The organism is Candidatus Krumholzibacteriia bacterium, from assembly GCA_029865265.1.
Lineage (GTDB): Bacteria > Krumholzibacteriota > Krumholzibacteriia > WVZY01 > JAKEHA01 > JAKEHA01.
This window is the reverse complement of the sequence record JAOUHG010000026.1, coordinates 1-16,012: the sequence shown is the minus strand read 5'-3', so window position 1 is coordinate 16,012 and position 16,012 is coordinate 1. Positions and strand designations below refer to the sequence as shown.

Sequence of the window (16,012 nt, the reverse complement as noted above, 5' to 3'; positions counted from 1 at the left end):
CGGAGATTCAGAAGGCGCGGGAACGTCCTGGACGTCCCCGCGCTTTCCGTTTGTTTCCGGTGGTGCCGGAACATTTTTCCGCCGGCGTGAATCCTTGCAAAATCAGGAGTTGTGTACTCTTCTTGCTCTACCGGTGAGGCCCCTGCGGGCTCATCGAAATGGTCCGTGCACTCAGAAGAATTCAAGAGAGCTTCTCCGCGAAGATCACGGTGCTCGTGGCGAGCAGCGTGTTACTCACGTCGGTCGTGGTGGGCCTCGCCACCACCCACAGCACCGGCGAGTTCCTCACCGACCGGATGAAGGACCGCTTCCCGTCCACCCTGACCACCACCGTGACCCGGCTGCGTCTGTGGCACGGTCGCCAGCTCGCGGAGCTGGCGCAGATCGGGGACTCCGAGACCCTGCAGGGTGGCGTGGGGCTCGCGTCCGCGGGCGGCACCCGAGCCGCGGAATCGCAGGTGGCCTACTTTCTGCGGCTGGTCAAGCCCAACTACAGCGCGTACCGCGACCTGCTGGTTCTCGGGCCCAACGGGCGCCTGGTGGCCGCCACGGCTGGCACCCCGGACGAAGCGGCCCGGGAGGCGGAGGCCGTCTGGATAGAGATCGGGGAGAGGGGCTTCGAAAGCGGTGCCTCACGGCCCCTCTTCGGCGAGAGCCGCGTTCACCAGTGGCTCTTCGTTGCCATCGGGGACAGCACGGCCGCGGCGGTACAGCAGTCGTGGCTGGTGGCCCTGGTTGATCTGCGCGAGATGACGGGGACGCTGAACGAGGTGAAACTCGGGACCGGCGGCGACATGTATCTGCTCGACGACCAGGGCCGCTTTATCACGCAACCGCGTAATGCGAAGACCCTGCTGGTCGGTCAGTTTGCCATGCAGGTGCCCACGCGCCAGGACGGCCCGGTGCTGGTGGAACGCCGCAGCAATTTCCAGGGCGAATCGGTATTCCACAGCAAGGTGCGCCTGGAGGAGCTGGGCTGGTGGCTGGTCTACGAGGAGGACTACAAGTTTGCGATGACGCCGGTACTGGAGGCGCAGCGTCGCATCTGGCTCGCCGTGCTCGTGGTCGGGGCCATCGCCATCCTGGCGGCGTTGCGCATCGCGCACTCCATTCTCAAACCAATTCATGCGCTGGCGTTGGGCGCACACCGCATCAACGAGGGGCTCGTCGGGGTCAAGATCCCCAAAGGGGCGCCCGACGAGATCGGCATGATGATCGACACGTTCAACGAAATGGCCATGAAGATCTCGTTGTCACAGGCGGAGCTGCAGTACAAGAACAAGAAACTCAACAGCCAGAACGACACCCTGCAGGAGATGAACGACCGTCTGGAGAAGCTCTCGGTGACCGACGGACTCACCGGGCTGTTCAACCACCGCCACTTCTGGAATCTGCTCAATACCGAACTTACCCGCGTCAACCTGCACGGCGCCAATCTGGCCCTGGTGCTCCTCGACCTGGACGACTTCAAGCGCGTGAACGACAAGTTCGGCCACGCCATCGGAGACCAGCTGCTGGTAACGGTGGCGAACGTGTTGCGCGAGACCATTCGCGACACCGACATCGTGGCGCGCTACGGCGGCGAGGAGTTTGCCGTGCTCCTGCCCGACACCGACGAGAGTGGTGTGCAGCAGGTGGCGGAGAAGTTGCGCGTGGCCATCGAGGCAATCCGTTTCAGCGTCGCCGAAACCGACATCATCCTCAAGGTCACGGTGAGCGTGGGCGTTTCCGTCTTCCGTGGTAATCGCCGCGAGTTCTTCAACGCGGCCGACCGCGCGCTCTACCAGTCCAAGGCCGCCGGGAAGAACTGCGTTCACTACGCGCTAACCTGAGGCGATCCCACCGCCAACGGCGGTGCCTTTCTCATGATTCTGTTGTGGCTATGAAATGTCCCTGGCACGGGTGTGCCCGTGCCGGGACGCGGTTACTGCAGCAGGGAGGCGTGAATCCACCCGCTGGCGCCGCTCACGGTTACCACGTGGCACCAGTTGCGCGAGAGGTCCAGGCAGGAAACGCGTTCACCCTTGCGAAGCGTGGCGCGCACTTCGTACTGCTGGCCCGGGCCCTCGCGAACGTTGGCGGTCGAGGCGATGACGGTCATGGTGGTGGCCTGGACGTTGAGGCTGGCGCGCCGTTCGGCACCCTGGAGCGTGTGGTTGGCGCGCTCGGCGAAGAAGAGCGCCGCGGGATAATTGCCGGTGCGGATGAGCTGCTCGGCCGTTTCCAGGAGCGAGGTGATGTGCTTGATGGACGAATCCGGCAGCGCGACCGTCTGCCTTGCGTTCTGCAGGTGGATGCGCGCCTCGGCGCTGGCGGCGACGGCGGCCGCCTTGCCGAAGTCCTCGGTGAGGCGGTGCTCGAACTCGGAGAACTGGCGCTCGACGAGTTTCAGGTCGTCGTGCGCCCAGCGCAGTTCGTCTTCCAGTACGACGTTGGTCTGCGCCAGGCGATCGCGCTCGGCCTGCAAGCGCGCGATCTCGTCCTCCAGGTAGGCGACCCGCTCCGGGCCCCGGGGCCCGCGGCTCTTCACCGTGGTGCCGTCCCCGGCGGCACCGCCGCCGCCGGAGCTCGCGCAGGCGACGGCGGTCGCGAGAATTGCCAGCGCCGACAGGGCGCTCACGGTCTTGCGGGCGAGGTAATCCATACGGTGCGGACCACGCAATATGCGTGCCGCTTCGGTGTGGCGGGCGGAGGGGGAGCTAGTTGCGGCCGCGGCGGTAGTGCCGCACGAGTGCCTGCGACGAGCGGTGGATGGACGTCGCCGCCGCAATCTTGAAGACCGCGCCGGGCAGGAACGGCACCAGACCGACCATCAACGCCTGGCGGATATCGTGCGTGTAGGTAAGCGACAGGAACGCGACGCCGAAGGCAAAAATTACCACCGTGCCCACGGTGAAGGCCGCAATCTGCCACGCGAGGCCGGACGATCGCCGCAGCATGGCGCCGACGACCAGCGGTGCAACCAGAAACGACGCCAGGTACCCGCCGGTGGGACCGGCGAGGATGGCCGGGCCCGCAGCGCCGCCCGCAAAGACGGGCAGGCCCAGCGCACCGAGGCCTACATAGAACGCCTGGCTCAGGGACCCCCATCCGCGCCCGATGGCCGCACCGGCCAGCAGCACGAAGAGCGTCTGCAGCGTAATGGGAACCGGACGCATCGGGATGACGATGTTGGCCCCGACGACCGTCAGCCCGGTGAAGAGCAGCGCGAGCCCCGCGCCGAGCGCGACACACTGGGTGCGCGTCCTCGCGGTCATCAGGCCGGACAGGGTCCACGCGGCGGAACGGCTCAATTCGGGCTGTGCATGCATCGTCTCACTCCGTCACAAGGGGTTGGAAAACTGGACAGTATGTTCGCGGGGAAAGCGCTCCATGTCAAGGGGTTTCGGCCCCGGCCGGGTTGTCCTCGCGCCGTACGAGCGGGGTCTCCGGGTCGATCGCGAGCAGACGCATCACGCCGTCGCACGCGATGTCGGCCTCGCGGAGCAACTGTGCCAGCCACGTTGGGCGGCCCCCGTGGGTGAGGGGTGCGCCCCATTCGTCGGCAACGGTGCGGTCGTCGAAGGCGAGTTCCGGCGCCACATGCGCGGTGTGCCATCCATGCGCACGCGCCGAACGGATGTCGCTGCGCACGTTGTCACCGACAAACAGCACGCGGCCGGACCGGAGTCCCAGCATCTCCTCCAGCGTGGCCGCGCTGCCGCCTTCCATAACGAGCGCGTGACCGGTCCTGCGCATCTCGCCGGCTCCCTGTGACGCAGCCGGGGCCTCGAAGAAGCCCGGCTTGCGCGCGCTGGCCACCACCACATCGAACAGATCCGGCCATGAAGTTCCAATAACCCGTTCGAGTACCCCGGCCGCGAAGTCGGGCTCGCTGTTGGTCACCACGAAGAGACGTTTGCCGGCCGACACCCACCGCCCGAGCGCAACGGCCAGGCCCGGGGACGCGGCGACGAAACGCGGGAGGTCTTCGCGCAGGCGGTTCTTGAGCAGACCACCGGTGTGGGCGGCGTCGAGCATGCGGCGGATGTCTTCGCAACGCGACCCGCGCGCGCCGGTGAGCGGGGCGGCCGCCTCGAGTTCCTCCAACAGCCACAGCACGGGAAGCTCGAAGGGTGAGTACACGGAGTAGATACCGCCGGCTCGGTCATCGAGTGTGCCGGCGAATCGCGTCTCGATTTCGCCGGGCTCGAGCCAGCGCCGTGCGTGACGCGCATGAAGCACACGGCGATCGGCGCCCAGCTTGATCACCGCGCCATGGGTGAGATCGGCGGCCAGAGTGCGTGCCGCGGGCGGCGTCTCCATGGAGTCCGCCGGATTCAGGATGGCCCGCGGGTAGGAGAGTCGCTCGACCAGCAAACCGCGGGCGGCAGAGGCCGCAATCTCGTTGACGGCCGCGTCGTCGTAGATCGCGAGGGTGTGGTCGAGATCGAAGCCCACGGCGTCGATGGCGCCCAGGTCGAACGGACGGTGGACGCGCAGGATGGGAGAGGAATGTGCCTGCATGAGCGCTTGAGGGTAGCGACCGGCGGCGCGTGCGTCAATCCAAGTCCTTACCTTGAATGAACGTTGCGGTGCATGGTTAAGGTGACTTCAGAAACAGATCGCGCAACCCGTTGAGCGTGAAAGAATGCACAAAGCACAACGGGCGATTACGCTTGCTTTTTGGATACGATGAGGCTACGTATAGCAGTGTAAGGGCGTCAGGCGCCCGATAAGAAGCGTTAAGGGCTGGAAAGGCATTGGCAACCACGTGAGAGGTCGCGGCATCCACCCCCCCGGGGTCGCGTCGCCGGTCGCGTCGAAGGAGTTCGACATGAACCCCAAGTTCTTCACCGTCGAAGAGGCGAACGCACTCATCGGTTTCCTGGAGAACACGCTGGAGAGAATCCGCAGGAACCGCCAGCGGTACCTCTGGCTGCTCGAGGAAATCGCCATTCTCAAGCTGATCGTCGAATGCGGCGCGCAGAAAGCGAGCCGCGATTCGGTCGAGCTGGAAGAAAAGACCCAGGAACTCAAGGCCGTCGAGGCCGAAATCGAGAAAGCCCGCGCCACCGTGCGCGACACCGGCTGCATCCTCAAGGACGAGGAACGCGGCATGGTGGACTTCTTCTCCATCCAGAACAATACCGTCGTCTACCTGTCGTGGAAGAAGGGCGAGGACAACGTCAAGTTCTGGCGCTCCATCCGCGACGCCGACTCCAACGTACGCCGCCCGCTGGAAGGGTCTCCTTCTACCTAGCGGAGGGCTTCGACGAGGTTGTGACTGCGCCGCCGGGCATGGGCCCGACGGCGCTTTCTTTTGCGCTAAGACGAGGCCGTGTCGCGGCGCAACCGCTCACGAACGATCTCGGCCACGTCCTTCACCACCACGTCCGCGTTCGCCTCGTCGGCCTTCACACCGTCGGTGAGCATGGTGGTGCAGAAGGGGCAGTTGGCCGCGATGGTCTTTGCGCCCGTGGCGAGCAGTTCCCGCGTGCGCACGATGTTCACCCGGTCGCCAACCTTCTCCTCCATGAACATGCGGCCGCCACCCGCACCGCAGCAGAAGCCGCGGTCGCCGGCGCGTGCCGGTTCCCGTACCGAAAGGCCGGGGATGTCGGAGAGGTCCCCGCGTGGCGACGCGTACTCGTCGTTGTAGCGGCCCAGGTAGCACGAGTCATGGTAGGCAATCGTCTCCGGCGTGGCCCCGTCGAGCTTGAGGCGGCCCTCGGCCATCAACTCGCGGATGAACTGGGTGTGATGGACCACCTCCGCGGTGAAGCCGTAGGCCGGGTAGTCGTTGCGCAGCGTGTTGAAGCAGTGGGGGCAGGTGGCGACGATCCTCTTTACGCTATAGCGCTGAAATGTCTCCACGTTGGTTTTTGTCAACATGTCCGCCAGGTACTCGTTGCCGGTGCGGCGCGCCACGTCGCCCGTGCAGTTCTCCTCTGTGCCGAGGATGCGGAACTTCACGCCGGCAATCTGCATCAGCTCGGCGAACGCGCGCGTGATCTTGCGCGCCCGCTCGTCATAGGAGCCGGCACATCCCACCCAGAACAGCACGTCCATATCGGGGTCCTCGGCCGCGGTCTTGACACCGGTGCCCTCCGCCCACGCGGCCCGGTCCGCCTGCGAGAAACCGCCCCACGGCACCGAGTTTGTCTCCATGTTGCCGTACACGGCGGGAAGGAAGGAAGACTCTTCGTTGAACGACGAGTCCATCATCACCATCGATCGGCGCATGCCCACGATGGCGGGCACGTGCTCGATGTTGACCGGGCACTCCTGCATGCACGCGCCGCAGGTGGTGCACTGCCACAGCGCGTCCGGAGAAACGTAGTCGCCGATGAGTTTGCGGTCCCACACCGACTGCTCCTCGGCGGTGAGTTCCTGTCCGCGCTTCTTCTTGAGCACCAGCGGTGCCTTGTCCATGGTGCGCTCGCGGATCTGCATGATGATGGCACGCGGGTCGAGCACCTTGCCGGTGGTGTTGGCCGGACACACGCTGGTGCAGCGGCCGCAATGGGTGCAGGTGTAGCCGTCGAGCAGCGACTTCCACGAGAGGTCTTCGATGTCCACCACACCGAACGACTCCGCGCCCTCGGCCTCGAAATCGATCTTCTCCAGGTGGTTGACCGGTCCCACCGGGGAGAAGAACACGTTGGGGATGGAGGTGAGCACGTGCAGGTGCTTCGAGTACGGCAGGTAGTTGAGGAAACCGAGGATGAGCACCGCGTGCGTCCACCACGCGATCTTGAACAAGACCTTCACCAGCCCCGGCTCCGCCAACGCAAACACAGCCGTCCCGAAGGGCCCCGACAGCGGGCGCAGGGCGTGTGAGAAGTCGGTTCCGGTGGCGTATAACCGCGCGGCGTTCTGCACGAACAGCGCGGTAACGATGATGAAGATGGTGAGCAGGATGAGCCCCGCCTCCGTCGTTTCTCCGGATACCTCGAGCCGGCGGACCTTCGAGATGTAGCGGCGCCACAGCGCGAACACACACCCGGCCATCACCACCACGCAGAACACGTCGGTCAGGGCGGTGAGCAGGGAGTAGATGGGTCCCAGGAAGTTCAGCGACCAGCCGTGGTGCAGACCCTCGAGGATCATCTCGGCCGCGGAGGCGAGCAGGATCAAAAAGCCCCAGAAGATGGCGGCGTGAATCGGCCCCGCCACGCGGTCGCGCAGGATCTTCGACTGCCCGAATCCGACCACGAGCGTCTGAGCGACGCGGCCTCCGATATCGTCGGTCCGGTTGTCCGCGCGCGCGACCCGCAGGTAGGAGATCAGCAGCATGGACCGGCTGACGATGAGGTAGCCCGCCGTGGCGAGCACGAGGATGAAAATTATGTTCTCGGGGGTCATGGTTCCTCCGTGGGGAGAAGCGGCGCAACCGGCCCATCATACGGGCAACCGGCGGGTTGGGTCAAAGCGTAACCTGGGAAATGCCTTGACATTGGTGGCGGGTGGGTTAAATTGAACAGCGCGTGAAACTTTGAACAAGCCCGCAGGAACGGGCCCGCACCATGGCCACACGAGTCGTCTCCACACCCCTCGATCAGCCCCGCTCCTGGTGGGAGAGAACCTACCTCGGCGAGGTTTTGCGCGGCATGACCATCACCATCGCGCACTTCGTCAAGAACATGGCGGACCTGCGGCTGAACCGGGTGGGGAACACCTACCAGTGGCCGGAGCAGAAGAAACCGCTGCCGGCCAACTTCCGGGGTGAGCATCGGCTGATGCAGCGTCCGGACGGAACGCCGCGCTGTGTGGCGTGCAATTGCTGCGCGACCGCGTGTCCGGCGTATTGTATCGAGATCACCGGCGCCGACACCGGACACGACGGGGTCGAGAAGTACCCGGTCAAGTTCGACATCGATATCCTGCAGTGCGTATTCTGTGGCCTGTGCGTGGAAGCGTGCCCGTGCGACGCGATTCGCATGGACACCGGCAAGTTCACGGCGGCTTATTTCGAGGGCCCCGTGAAGATTCTCGACATCGACTATCTCCTCCACAATCACCCCGAGAGCAAGAGCCCCGTCAGCGACGCGATCTACTAGCCGTCGCCGTCGGGCAGAAGCTTGCCCGGATTCAGTATTCCCTCCGGATCGAAGGCCCGCTTGATGGCGCGCATCAGGGCGATTTCCTCGCTCGAGACCGCGATGGGCAGGTAGCCCTTCTGCACCCAGCCGATACCGTGCTCTCCCGAAATCAGGCCGCCCAGCCCCACGGTCAATTCGAAGATTTCGCGGATGGCCGGCTCGAGGATGCGGCGCCAGTGCTCGTCGGGGAGATCCATCTTGAGGATGTTCACGTGCAAATTGCCATCGCCGGCGTGTCCGTAGCACACCGTGCGGATGCCGTGGCGCGTGGAGATCTCCTTCACCCCCATCAGAAGCGCAACCAGGTTGCCGCGTGGCACCACCGTGTCTTCTTCCTTGTAAACCGAGATCGACTTGACCGCGGTGCCCACAGCGCGCCGCATGGTCCACATCTCGTTCATCTTCGCGTCACCCGCCGCGGCCAGGACGTCGCGCGCCCCCTCGGCCAGCACGATCTCGGCGACACGTTCCGCATCGCTCTGGATTGCGGTCTCGTCGTTGCCGTCCAGTTCGATGAGCAGGTGCGCGGCGGCATCCGCGTGAGGAAAGGACTTGCCCAGGTGCTCCTGCGTGATCTCGATGGCGTCGCGCTCGAGAAACTCGAGTGCCGAGGGAACGATGCCGGCGTGCATGATGGCGGGAACCGCGCGCGCACACGACTCCAGCTCGCCGAAGGGTACGAGCAGCATGGTGCGGTGACGGGGCAGCGGCAGCAGCCGGAAGTAGATCTTCGTGATCACGGCCAGGGTGCCCTCGGACCCGATGATCAACTGGGTGAGGTTGTAGCCGGTCACGTTCTTGAGCAGCTTGCCACCGTGGCGCACGATGTTGCCGTTGGGGAGCACGGCCTCGATGCCGGTCACGAAGTCCCTGGTGACGCCGTACTTCACCGCGCGCGGGCCACCGGAGCATTCGGCCAGGTTGCCGCCCAGAAAGCAACTGCCCCGGCTGGCGGGATCCGGTGGATAGAAGAGCCCCTCCGCCTCGACGGCTTCCTGAAACACCTGGGTGATGACACCGGGCTCCACCACCGCCATCAGGTTGCGGCGGTCGATCTCGACGATGCGGTTGAGGCGGTGGGTTGCCAGCACGATGCCGCCCTGCACGGGAAGTGCGCCCCCGGACAGGCCTGTTCCGGCGCCGCGCGGGGTTACGGGGACGCGGTGCGCGGTGGCGATGCGCATCACTGCTGCCACCTCCGCAGTGGATGCCGGCGCCACGACGACCTCCGGCAGAAAGACCAGGTCCTCGGTCTCGTCGGACCCGGCGAGGGCAAGGGCCTCGCCGTCGGTGGACACATGGCCGGGCCCCAGGGCGGAACCCAGCGCTTCAAGAACGGCCGGGGTCACCCGGTTGAGTGTGGTTGGCGGGGGCTGCATGGGCGCTCGGGGGCACTCTAGCACCCCGGCCGCATGCGGGCAACGGAAGGCTGGCAGGGCGATTCCGGGCTTGATGCCTGGGTGGGGTGCAATGGTATAATTCACATGCCTTGGTGCGATTTCAGCTGGTTATTCCTGCCCGGCGACCGGCGGGCGGGAACGATGTTTGCGGAGGAGGGACGCAATGCCGCCTCGCCCACACGTCGCCGTTTTCTTTTCGATCATCCTGATCGCTGCCGCCGGTGCCTCCTTCGCGCAGCCCCACCCCGACGACGTCTACTGGGTCGATCCCTTCAAGTCGGCCGGCGCTCCCAACGAATACACCGACGCCATCGTCCCCTACCAGGACGGGCTCCTGCTGGGCGGCCTGTTCAACGCCGTTTCGGATGTCACCGTGCTGCGCATCGTGCGATGGGACGGCACCACCTGGCACCCGCTGTCGACGGGTGTCGGCACGGACAACATGGGGTTGGTGCATGTCATCAGGAAGGTGCCCGGAACCATTTACGCCGGCGGCATGTTCGACCAGCTGGGACCCTGGGGTGCGAGCAGCTATCCGCGCTGGGGGAACATTGCGCGCTTCGACGAACCCACCGAAACCTGGCTTCCGCTCGGTGACGGCACCGATCGCGCCGTGCGCGGCATCAGCGTGGCGCCCAACGGCGACGTGTACTGCGTGGGAGAGTTCACCTCCGCCGGCGCGGTGCACGCGCAGGGCATCGCGCGCTGGGACGGGAGCGAGTGGCACGATGTAGGCGGCAGCCTGGGCGCGCGCGCGCGCGCACTCGCAATTCTCGCCACGGACCACGGTGTGTACGTGGGTGGATTCTTCGACAGCGCGGGCGGCGTTCCGGTGAGCTACATCGCGCGCTGGGACGGCACCACGTGGCAGGGGCTGGGCAGCGGTGTGGACAATCTGGTGACCACCATCGTAGAGCACGACGGCAAGCTCTACGTGGGCGGCGCCTTCACCCGCGCGGGTGGCAAGCCCGCCAACCGCATCGCGGTGTGGGATGGGCGCAACTGGAGCGCGCTGGGCGAGGGACTGGGCGGTCCCGACCTGTCGCACGTGCGCTGCATCGAGATCGACATCGACCAGCTCTACGTCACCGGGACGTTCACCCATGCGGGTGGCCAGCCGGTCGGGTTCATCACCACCTGGGATGGAAGCGCGTGGCGTTCTCTGGGCTGCGGCGCCAACGACCAGACCAAGGTGGCGCTGCTGCACGATGGCGTGCTGTGGGTGGGGGGCAACTTCACCCAGGTGGGTGGCAAGGAGATCCCTTACGTGGCGCAGTGGACCAAGCCCGGCAAGAACACCATCACCTTCGAGCGGCTGAACGCGCGGCGCATGGACGGCGGCGTGAACCTGGACTGGGCGTTCACCGCCTACGGGCCGTGGGTGGAGTCGCGCGTGGTACGACGTGGCGCGGGTGCGGGCGATGAGGTCGTGGTGGGCGTGTCCGCGTCGCAGAGCGGTGAACTGCTGGATGCGGCCGCGGCGCCGGATCGCAGCTACGACTACACGCTCATCGTTCGCCGCGAGAACGGCACCGAGGCGCGATCCGAGCCGGTGCGGGTGGATGCGGTGCAGCCGTCGCTGTGGCTGGGCCAGAATCAGCCGAACCCGTTCAACCCGTCCACCAGCATCCGTTTCGCGGTGCCGGTTGCCTCGCGCGTGAGCCTGCGCGTCTACGACGTGGCGGGACGCCTGGTGCGCACACTCGCCGACCAGGACTACGCGGCCGGCGAGCACGGCGTCACCTGGGACGGCCGCGATGGGCGTGGTGAGGCGGTGTCGGCCGGCGTGTACTTCTACCGGCTGGCCGCGCTCGACGAAACGCGCACGCGCAAGATGATCCTGCTCAAGTAGCGTGCCCGCACGGCGGGACGAGGAAAAACGAAAGCGCTCTCTCCCGTCGGGGAGAGAGCGCTTTTTCGTTTGCGTAACGCGCGGTGCGCGTCAGTTCGGATAGTAGATGCGGATCACGTGGTTGCCGGTGTCGGAAATCAGCAGGCGTCCCCTGGAATCGATTTCGACCCCGTACGGACCCGTGAGGGTGACGTTGCGCGCGGACTTGCCGTTCTCGGCGCTCACCTGGTCGGGTGTGATCGGGGCCACCGATGCACCGCCGGCACGATAGGTTCCCACCACCGTAGTGATGATGCCCGACGGGTCCACCCTGCGGATCACGTGGTTGCCGGTATCGGCGATGTAAAGATTGCCGTCGGCGTCGATGGCGATGTCGCGCGGTTCACGCAGCTGGGCCAGCAGGGCGTCGCCGCCATCGCCGGCGTAGCCCGGGGCGCTGGGGCCGCTGCCCGCAAAACGGTTGATGATGCCGTTGGTATCCACCACGCGGATGCAGTGGTTTTGGCTGTCGGCGATGAACATGTTGCCGGTGCCGTCGAAGCAGATGCGCCCGCTCGGGTCGGCAACTTGGCCCGCCTCGAAGAACAGCTTGGCCGAGGTCGCCGGGCCGCCGTCGCCCTCGAATCCGGGCTGGCGGATGGGGCTGGGGCCGCCGAGAATCGGTGGTGTTCCGGCGATGGTGTGGACGACGCCATTCTCGTCGATCTGGCGCACACACATGTTGGCCTGATCGGCGAAACACAGCCGGCCCTGGGCGTCGAATGCCACGCTGACCGGAAGGTCGGTGATCGCCTGGGACGCGGGTTGCTCGTCTCCGTTGTAGCCGCGGCTGCCGTCGCCGCAGATCAGATCCATGAGATTCGTCGACAAATTGAGCCGGAAGATCTCCGAGTTGTGCCACGCCGCGAGGATCATCTCGCCGGTGGCCGGGTCGAAGGCGACGCTGGTGGGATGGTTGAGCTTGGCGTTGAGCGCGTCCACATCCTCGCACACGGTGTAGCCCTCGCACGGGTCGCCGAAGTCGCCGTTGGTCACGCCCACGATCAGCTTGAAGGTTCCGTTGACCAGCGCGATCACACGGTGGTTGTTCCAGTCGAGCACGTACGGGGTCCCATCGGGCGCCACGGTCACGTCCTGCGGCCAGTAGAGGCGCGTTTTCGTGGGCGCGTTGCCCACGGCACCGTAGCCGGCCTGGCCGTTGCCGGCCCAGGTGTAGACGTGCCCCGGCTGGGGCGTGGTGTCAGCGGGTTCGACCGGCGAATCGCCGCTGGAACCGCAGGACAACGACAGGGCGGCGCCGACCGCCAGACAAAAACCAAGGAGTCTACGGGTGCTGCTCATGTCGTCTCCTCAATCGTGCATCTTCACGCGACGAATGCGATGGTTGTAGGTGTCGGTGATGAAGAGGTGTCCCTCCGCGTTGAAGGCCACGCCGTAGGGAAGTGCCAGTTTCGCGCTGGTGGCGGGACCCCCGTCGCCGGAAAAGCCGCGCACCCCGGTGCCCGCAACCGTCACGATGACGTTGGCGTCGAAGTCCACGGCGCGCACCGCGTGGTTGTACGTGTCGGCGATGTAGAGGCGGCCGTCGGGGCCGAAGCAGATGTCGAGCGGAACGTTCAGCGACGCCTGCAGGGGATCGCCGCCGTCGCCCGCGTACGCCGCCGTCCCATTGCCCACCACGGTGTTGATGACATCGGCGTTGAAATCGATGCGGCGGATGCGATGGTTCATGGTGTCCGCTACGTAGAGGCGTCCCTGATCGTCCAGCGTCAGGCCGCCGCCGGGCGGGTTGGGGTTGGGACCGCTGGGCTGGTGCAGGCGCGCCAGCGCCGGCGGGCCGCCGTCACCGGAGAAACCGCCGGGGAAGAAGTTGTTTGGATCCTGCGGATCGCACTGCGGCGTGGAAACAACCGTGCTCATCACCCCCGAGGGGTCGATCTTGCGGATGCAATGGTTGCGCTGGTCGTTGATGTAGAGGGAGCCGTCGGGCGCTTCCACCACGTGCGGTGGCTGGCTCATCAGCACGTTGGGGGAGGAGACGGTCTCGCCGTCGCCCGTGCAGCCGGCGCCACGGCCCACGAGGACCGTTTCGCGTCCCGTGATCGGATCCCACTCGCGCAGCTTGTGGTTGTGCCAGCACACCACGAGCAGCTTGCCGTTCTGTCTCTCGAGTACCTGGGTGGGATGGTTGAGGTCGCACTCCCGGCCCGGCCATCCCGGAGGACTCACGTCGTCACCCACGTTGGGGGGTGGGGGACCGTCGCCGATACTGTTGGTGCCGAGCACTGTGTTGACGCGCCCGCTGGCATCAACCCGGCGGATGCGGTGGTTGTTCCAGTCCACGATGAAGGTGCCCAGCGTGGGCGTGAACTCGATATCGTTGGGCCAGTACATCTGGATCTGCTGGCGGGCGATGTTCTCGCCGTTGAAGCCCGCGCTGCCGGTTCCGGCCCACGTGGTGATGGTTCCGACCGGATCGGGCCCATCGTCCGCAGGGGGTGCGGTGCTGTTACCGCCACACGAGGTCAAGGCCAGCGCCAGTACCAGAGCGCCCAGCAAACGATGTCGGGTCGTCACCATGGGAGGGTTCCTGATCTTTCCGGGCCGGGATGGTCAAAGCTGCGGAGCCGGGGGCGGACGCTCCGCGTCTGGATTTAGATGGTTATAAGCTTACCAACCATTGGGACTTGACGTCAACCGCGCGGGAGACATCGTCAGGCGATTGTGGGTTTCTCCCGCGGGGCCCCTGGACCGCCTACTGGACAGTGACCACACCCGTCATGCCGGCGGCGAAGTGCGGGCGGCAGAAATAGGGATAGGTACCGGCGGTGGTGAAACGATATCCAAACGTTCCACTGGTCTTGTTGCCGGAGTCGAACAAGGGGGTGGGGTTGGTGAGCGAGGTGCCTTCCTCGACCGAGTGGGCATTGGACCCGTCCCAGCGCCAGGTGACGCTGTCGCCGACCGCGATGGTGACGTTTGCGGGTGAGAATCGGTTATCGAGCACGCGAATGGTCCCGGTGAACGGCCCGTCGGCAGGCGGCGCCGCGGGATCGTCGTCGCCGCACGACACGAGCGCGGCCCCCAGCAGAACGGATGCGGACACTGCGGCGAGGAAACGAATGGAATGCTTCACGGGGAACCCCCTGGGTGTGGGTGAAATGGGGGCATGCGAAGAGTATAGCCGCGCCGGGGGCACACCGCCAGCGTCAAAACACGCTGGTCCGGCCCGCGCCGGAGCATGTATACTCGGCGGACCGCGACGCACCCGGCCCCGGGGTTCGTCCCGAAGGCGTAGATGCGCATGGCCGCCCGGGGCTCTCGATCATCCCCAATAACACAAGAAATCCAAGGAGGATTCCCCCCATGGCACGGCGAAAAATTGCGTTGATCGGCGGCGGCCAGATCGGCGGCACGCTCGCGCTCCTGTGCGCGCAGCGGGAACTGGGCGACATTGTGATCTTCGACGTGGTGGAAGGCATGCCCCAGGGCAAGGCGCTGGACCTCATGGAGTCGCGGCCCGTCGACGGCTACGACGTCAACCTCACTGGCACCAACGACTACAAGGATATCAACGGCGCGGATGTGGTCATCGTAACCGCCGGCTTCCCGCGCAAGCCCGGCATGAGCCGCGACGACCTCCTCAACCGCAACCTCGAGGTCATGAAGACGGTGTCGACCAACGTTCGCGAGCACTGTCCGAAAGCGTTCGTAATCGTCATTTCGAATCCGCTCGACATCATGGTCTACACCATGAAGAAGATCACCGGCTTCCCGCGCTCACACGTGGTCGGGATGGCGGGCGTGCTGGACTCCGCGCGGTTTCGCACCTTTGTGGCCATGGAGCTCGGCGTGAGCGTCGAAGACGTGACCGCGTTCGTGCTGGGCGGCCACGGCGACGAAATGGTGCCCCTGCCGCGGTACTGCACCGTGGCCGGCATTCCACTGCCGGTTCTGATGAAGAAGGACGTGATCGACCGCATCGTCAAGCGCACGCGCTTTGCGGGCGGCGAGATCGTCGAACTGCTCAAGACCGGCAGCGCATTCTACTCGCCGGCGGCCGCGGCCGTCGCCATGGCGGAGTCCTACCTCAAGGACAAGAAGCGCGTGCTGGCGTGCGCCGCTCACCTGGAAGGTGAGTACGGCGTGGATGGCCTCTACGTGGGCGTGCCCGTGGTCATCGGCGCCGGCGGCGTCGAACGCGTCATCGAGATTCCCCTGGAGCCGGAGGAGCGGCGCCTGCTGGACGTGTCGGTGGAACACGTGGGTGCCCTCGTCAAGGAGATCAAACTCTAGCGGGAGCCGCTGGCAACCGCGGAAGGAGCGGACATGAGTCGTGTCGTCATCGCTGCCTGTTTTATGGCGGTCTCGCTCGCATGCGGGTCTGGCCACGCCGTAACGGTCACGGACATCGAGGCGTTCTCCCGTATCGCGGACCGCTACGTGCTCGCCGTGGAGGTGGGCACGCCCGGTCAGGATGATTACCAGTTCATCTACTCGGACAAGAGCGGGCACGTGCACGTGTATGCGATGGACGATGGCGCTCTGAAGATGACCTGGGAGGTCACCACGCTCGGCTCCCGCGCCAGCAGCATCATCGTCGCAGATCTCTACGGCGACGGGAAGCTCCAACTGCTGATCTGTTCGGTTGCCGGCCGGGTGCTCATCTACGATCT

At 65.7% G+C, this 16,012-nt stretch carries 14 protein-coding genes; 6 read left to right on the top strand and 8 right to left on the bottom strand.

Going from position 1 to position 16,012, the window contains the following annotated elements; all coding sequences use genetic code 11:
- Positions 1-158 precede the first annotated feature (158 nt).
- Positions 159-1,832 carry a diguanylate cyclase gene (locus OEX18_11305; GenBank protein ID MDH4337847.1) on the top strand — a complete coding sequence of 558 codons (1,674 nt, stop codon included), beginning with the start codon at positions 159-161 and terminating at the stop codon, positions 1,830-1,832.
- Positions 1,833-1,924: 92 nt separating this feature from the next.
- Here OEX18_11305 and OEX18_11300 read toward each other — a convergent pair whose 3' ends face one another.
- The 3 genes from OEX18_11300 to OEX18_11290 all read right to left on the bottom strand — a co-directional run bounded on the left by OEX18_11300 (position 1,925) and on the right by OEX18_11290 (position 4,506).
- Positions 1,925-2,644: an SH3 domain-containing protein gene (locus OEX18_11300; protein ID MDH4337846.1), complete on the bottom strand. Its 720-nt coding sequence runs from the start codon at positions 2,642-2,644 to the stop codon at positions 1,925-1,927.
- A 55-nt stretch (positions 2,645-2,699) separates the two neighbouring features.
- The gene (locus tag OEX18_11295) at positions 2,700-3,311 is read right to left on the bottom strand and encodes a biotin transporter BioY (GenBank protein ID MDH4337845.1); all 612 of its coding nucleotides are present in this window, start codon (positions 3,309-3,311) and stop codon (positions 2,700-2,702) included.
- A 64-nt stretch (positions 3,312-3,375) separates the two neighbouring features.
- The gene (locus OEX18_11290) at positions 3,376-4,506 is read right to left on the bottom strand and encodes an HAD hydrolase-like protein (protein MDH4337844.1); all 1,131 of its coding nucleotides are present in this window, start codon (positions 4,504-4,506) and stop codon (positions 3,376-3,378) included.
- A gap of 310 nt (positions 4,507-4,816) precedes the next feature.
- Here OEX18_11290 and OEX18_11285 point away from each other — a divergent pair, with 310 nt between their 5' ends.
- Positions 4,817-5,242, top strand: coding sequence for a DUF2203 domain-containing protein (locus OEX18_11285; GenBank protein MDH4337843.1), 426 nt, complete (start codon positions 4,817-4,819; stop codon positions 5,240-5,242).
- A gap of 65 nt (positions 5,243-5,307) precedes the next feature.
- On the opposite strand, the gene OEX18_11280 is transcribed toward OEX18_11285, so the two are convergent.
- Positions 5,308-7,347 carry a (Fe-S)-binding protein gene (locus tag OEX18_11280; protein MDH4337842.1) on the bottom strand — a complete coding sequence of 680 codons (2,040 nt, stop codon included), beginning with the start codon at positions 7,345-7,347 and terminating at the stop codon, positions 5,308-5,310.
- A gap of 161 nt (positions 7,348-7,508) precedes the next feature.
- Here OEX18_11280 and OEX18_11275 point away from each other — a divergent pair, with 161 nt between their 5' ends.
- Complete coding sequence (locus OEX18_11275; protein ID MDH4337841.1) at positions 7,509-8,042, top strand: NADH-quinone oxidoreductase subunit I; 534 nt, start codon at positions 7,509-7,511, stop codon at positions 8,040-8,042.
- On the opposite strand, the gene OEX18_11270 is transcribed toward OEX18_11275, so the two are convergent.
- Positions 8,039-9,463, bottom strand: coding sequence for an FAD-binding protein (locus tag OEX18_11270; protein MDH4337840.1), 1,425 nt, complete (start codon positions 9,461-9,463; stop codon positions 8,039-8,041). The two genes, OEX18_11275 and OEX18_11270, sit on opposite strands and share 4 nt — an antisense overlap.
- Positions 9,464-9,647: 184 nt before the next feature.
- On the opposite strand from OEX18_11270, the gene OEX18_11265 reads away from it, so the two are divergent.
- On the top strand, positions 9,648-11,336 hold the full coding sequence (locus OEX18_11265) for a T9SS type A sorting domain-containing protein (GenBank protein ID MDH4337839.1): 1,689 nt from the start codon (positions 9,648-9,650) through the stop codon (positions 11,334-11,336).
- Between the two features lie 90 nt (positions 11,337-11,426).
- On the opposite strand, the gene OEX18_11260 is transcribed toward OEX18_11265, so the two are convergent.
- The 3 genes from OEX18_11260 to OEX18_11250 all read right to left on the bottom strand — a co-directional run bounded on the left by OEX18_11260 (position 11,427) and on the right by OEX18_11250 (position 14,472).
- Complete coding sequence (locus OEX18_11260) at positions 11,427-12,677, bottom strand: hypothetical protein (protein MDH4337838.1); 1,251 nt, start codon at positions 12,675-12,677, stop codon at positions 11,427-11,429.
- 9 nt (positions 12,678-12,686) lie between these two features.
- Complete coding sequence (locus tag OEX18_11255; protein ID MDH4337837.1) at positions 12,687-13,916, bottom strand: hypothetical protein; 1,230 nt, start codon at positions 13,914-13,916, stop codon at positions 12,687-12,689.
- A 175-nt stretch (positions 13,917-14,091) separates the two neighbouring features.
- The gene (locus OEX18_11250; protein MDH4337836.1) at positions 14,092-14,472 is read right to left on the bottom strand and encodes a plastocyanin/azurin family copper-binding protein; all 381 of its coding nucleotides are present in this window, start codon (positions 14,470-14,472) and stop codon (positions 14,092-14,094) included.
- Positions 14,473-14,702: 230 nt separating this feature from the next.
- Between OEX18_11250 and mdh the strand changes: the two genes are divergently transcribed.
- A complete protein-coding gene (gene mdh, locus OEX18_11245; protein MDH4337835.1) occupies positions 14,703-15,632 on the top strand; it encodes a malate dehydrogenase in 930 nt (309 codons plus the stop codon).
- A 33-nt stretch (positions 15,633-15,665) separates the two neighbouring features.
- On the top strand, positions 15,666-16,012 hold a 347-nt coding region (locus OEX18_11240), incomplete at its 3' end, for a hypothetical protein (GenBank protein MDH4337834.1).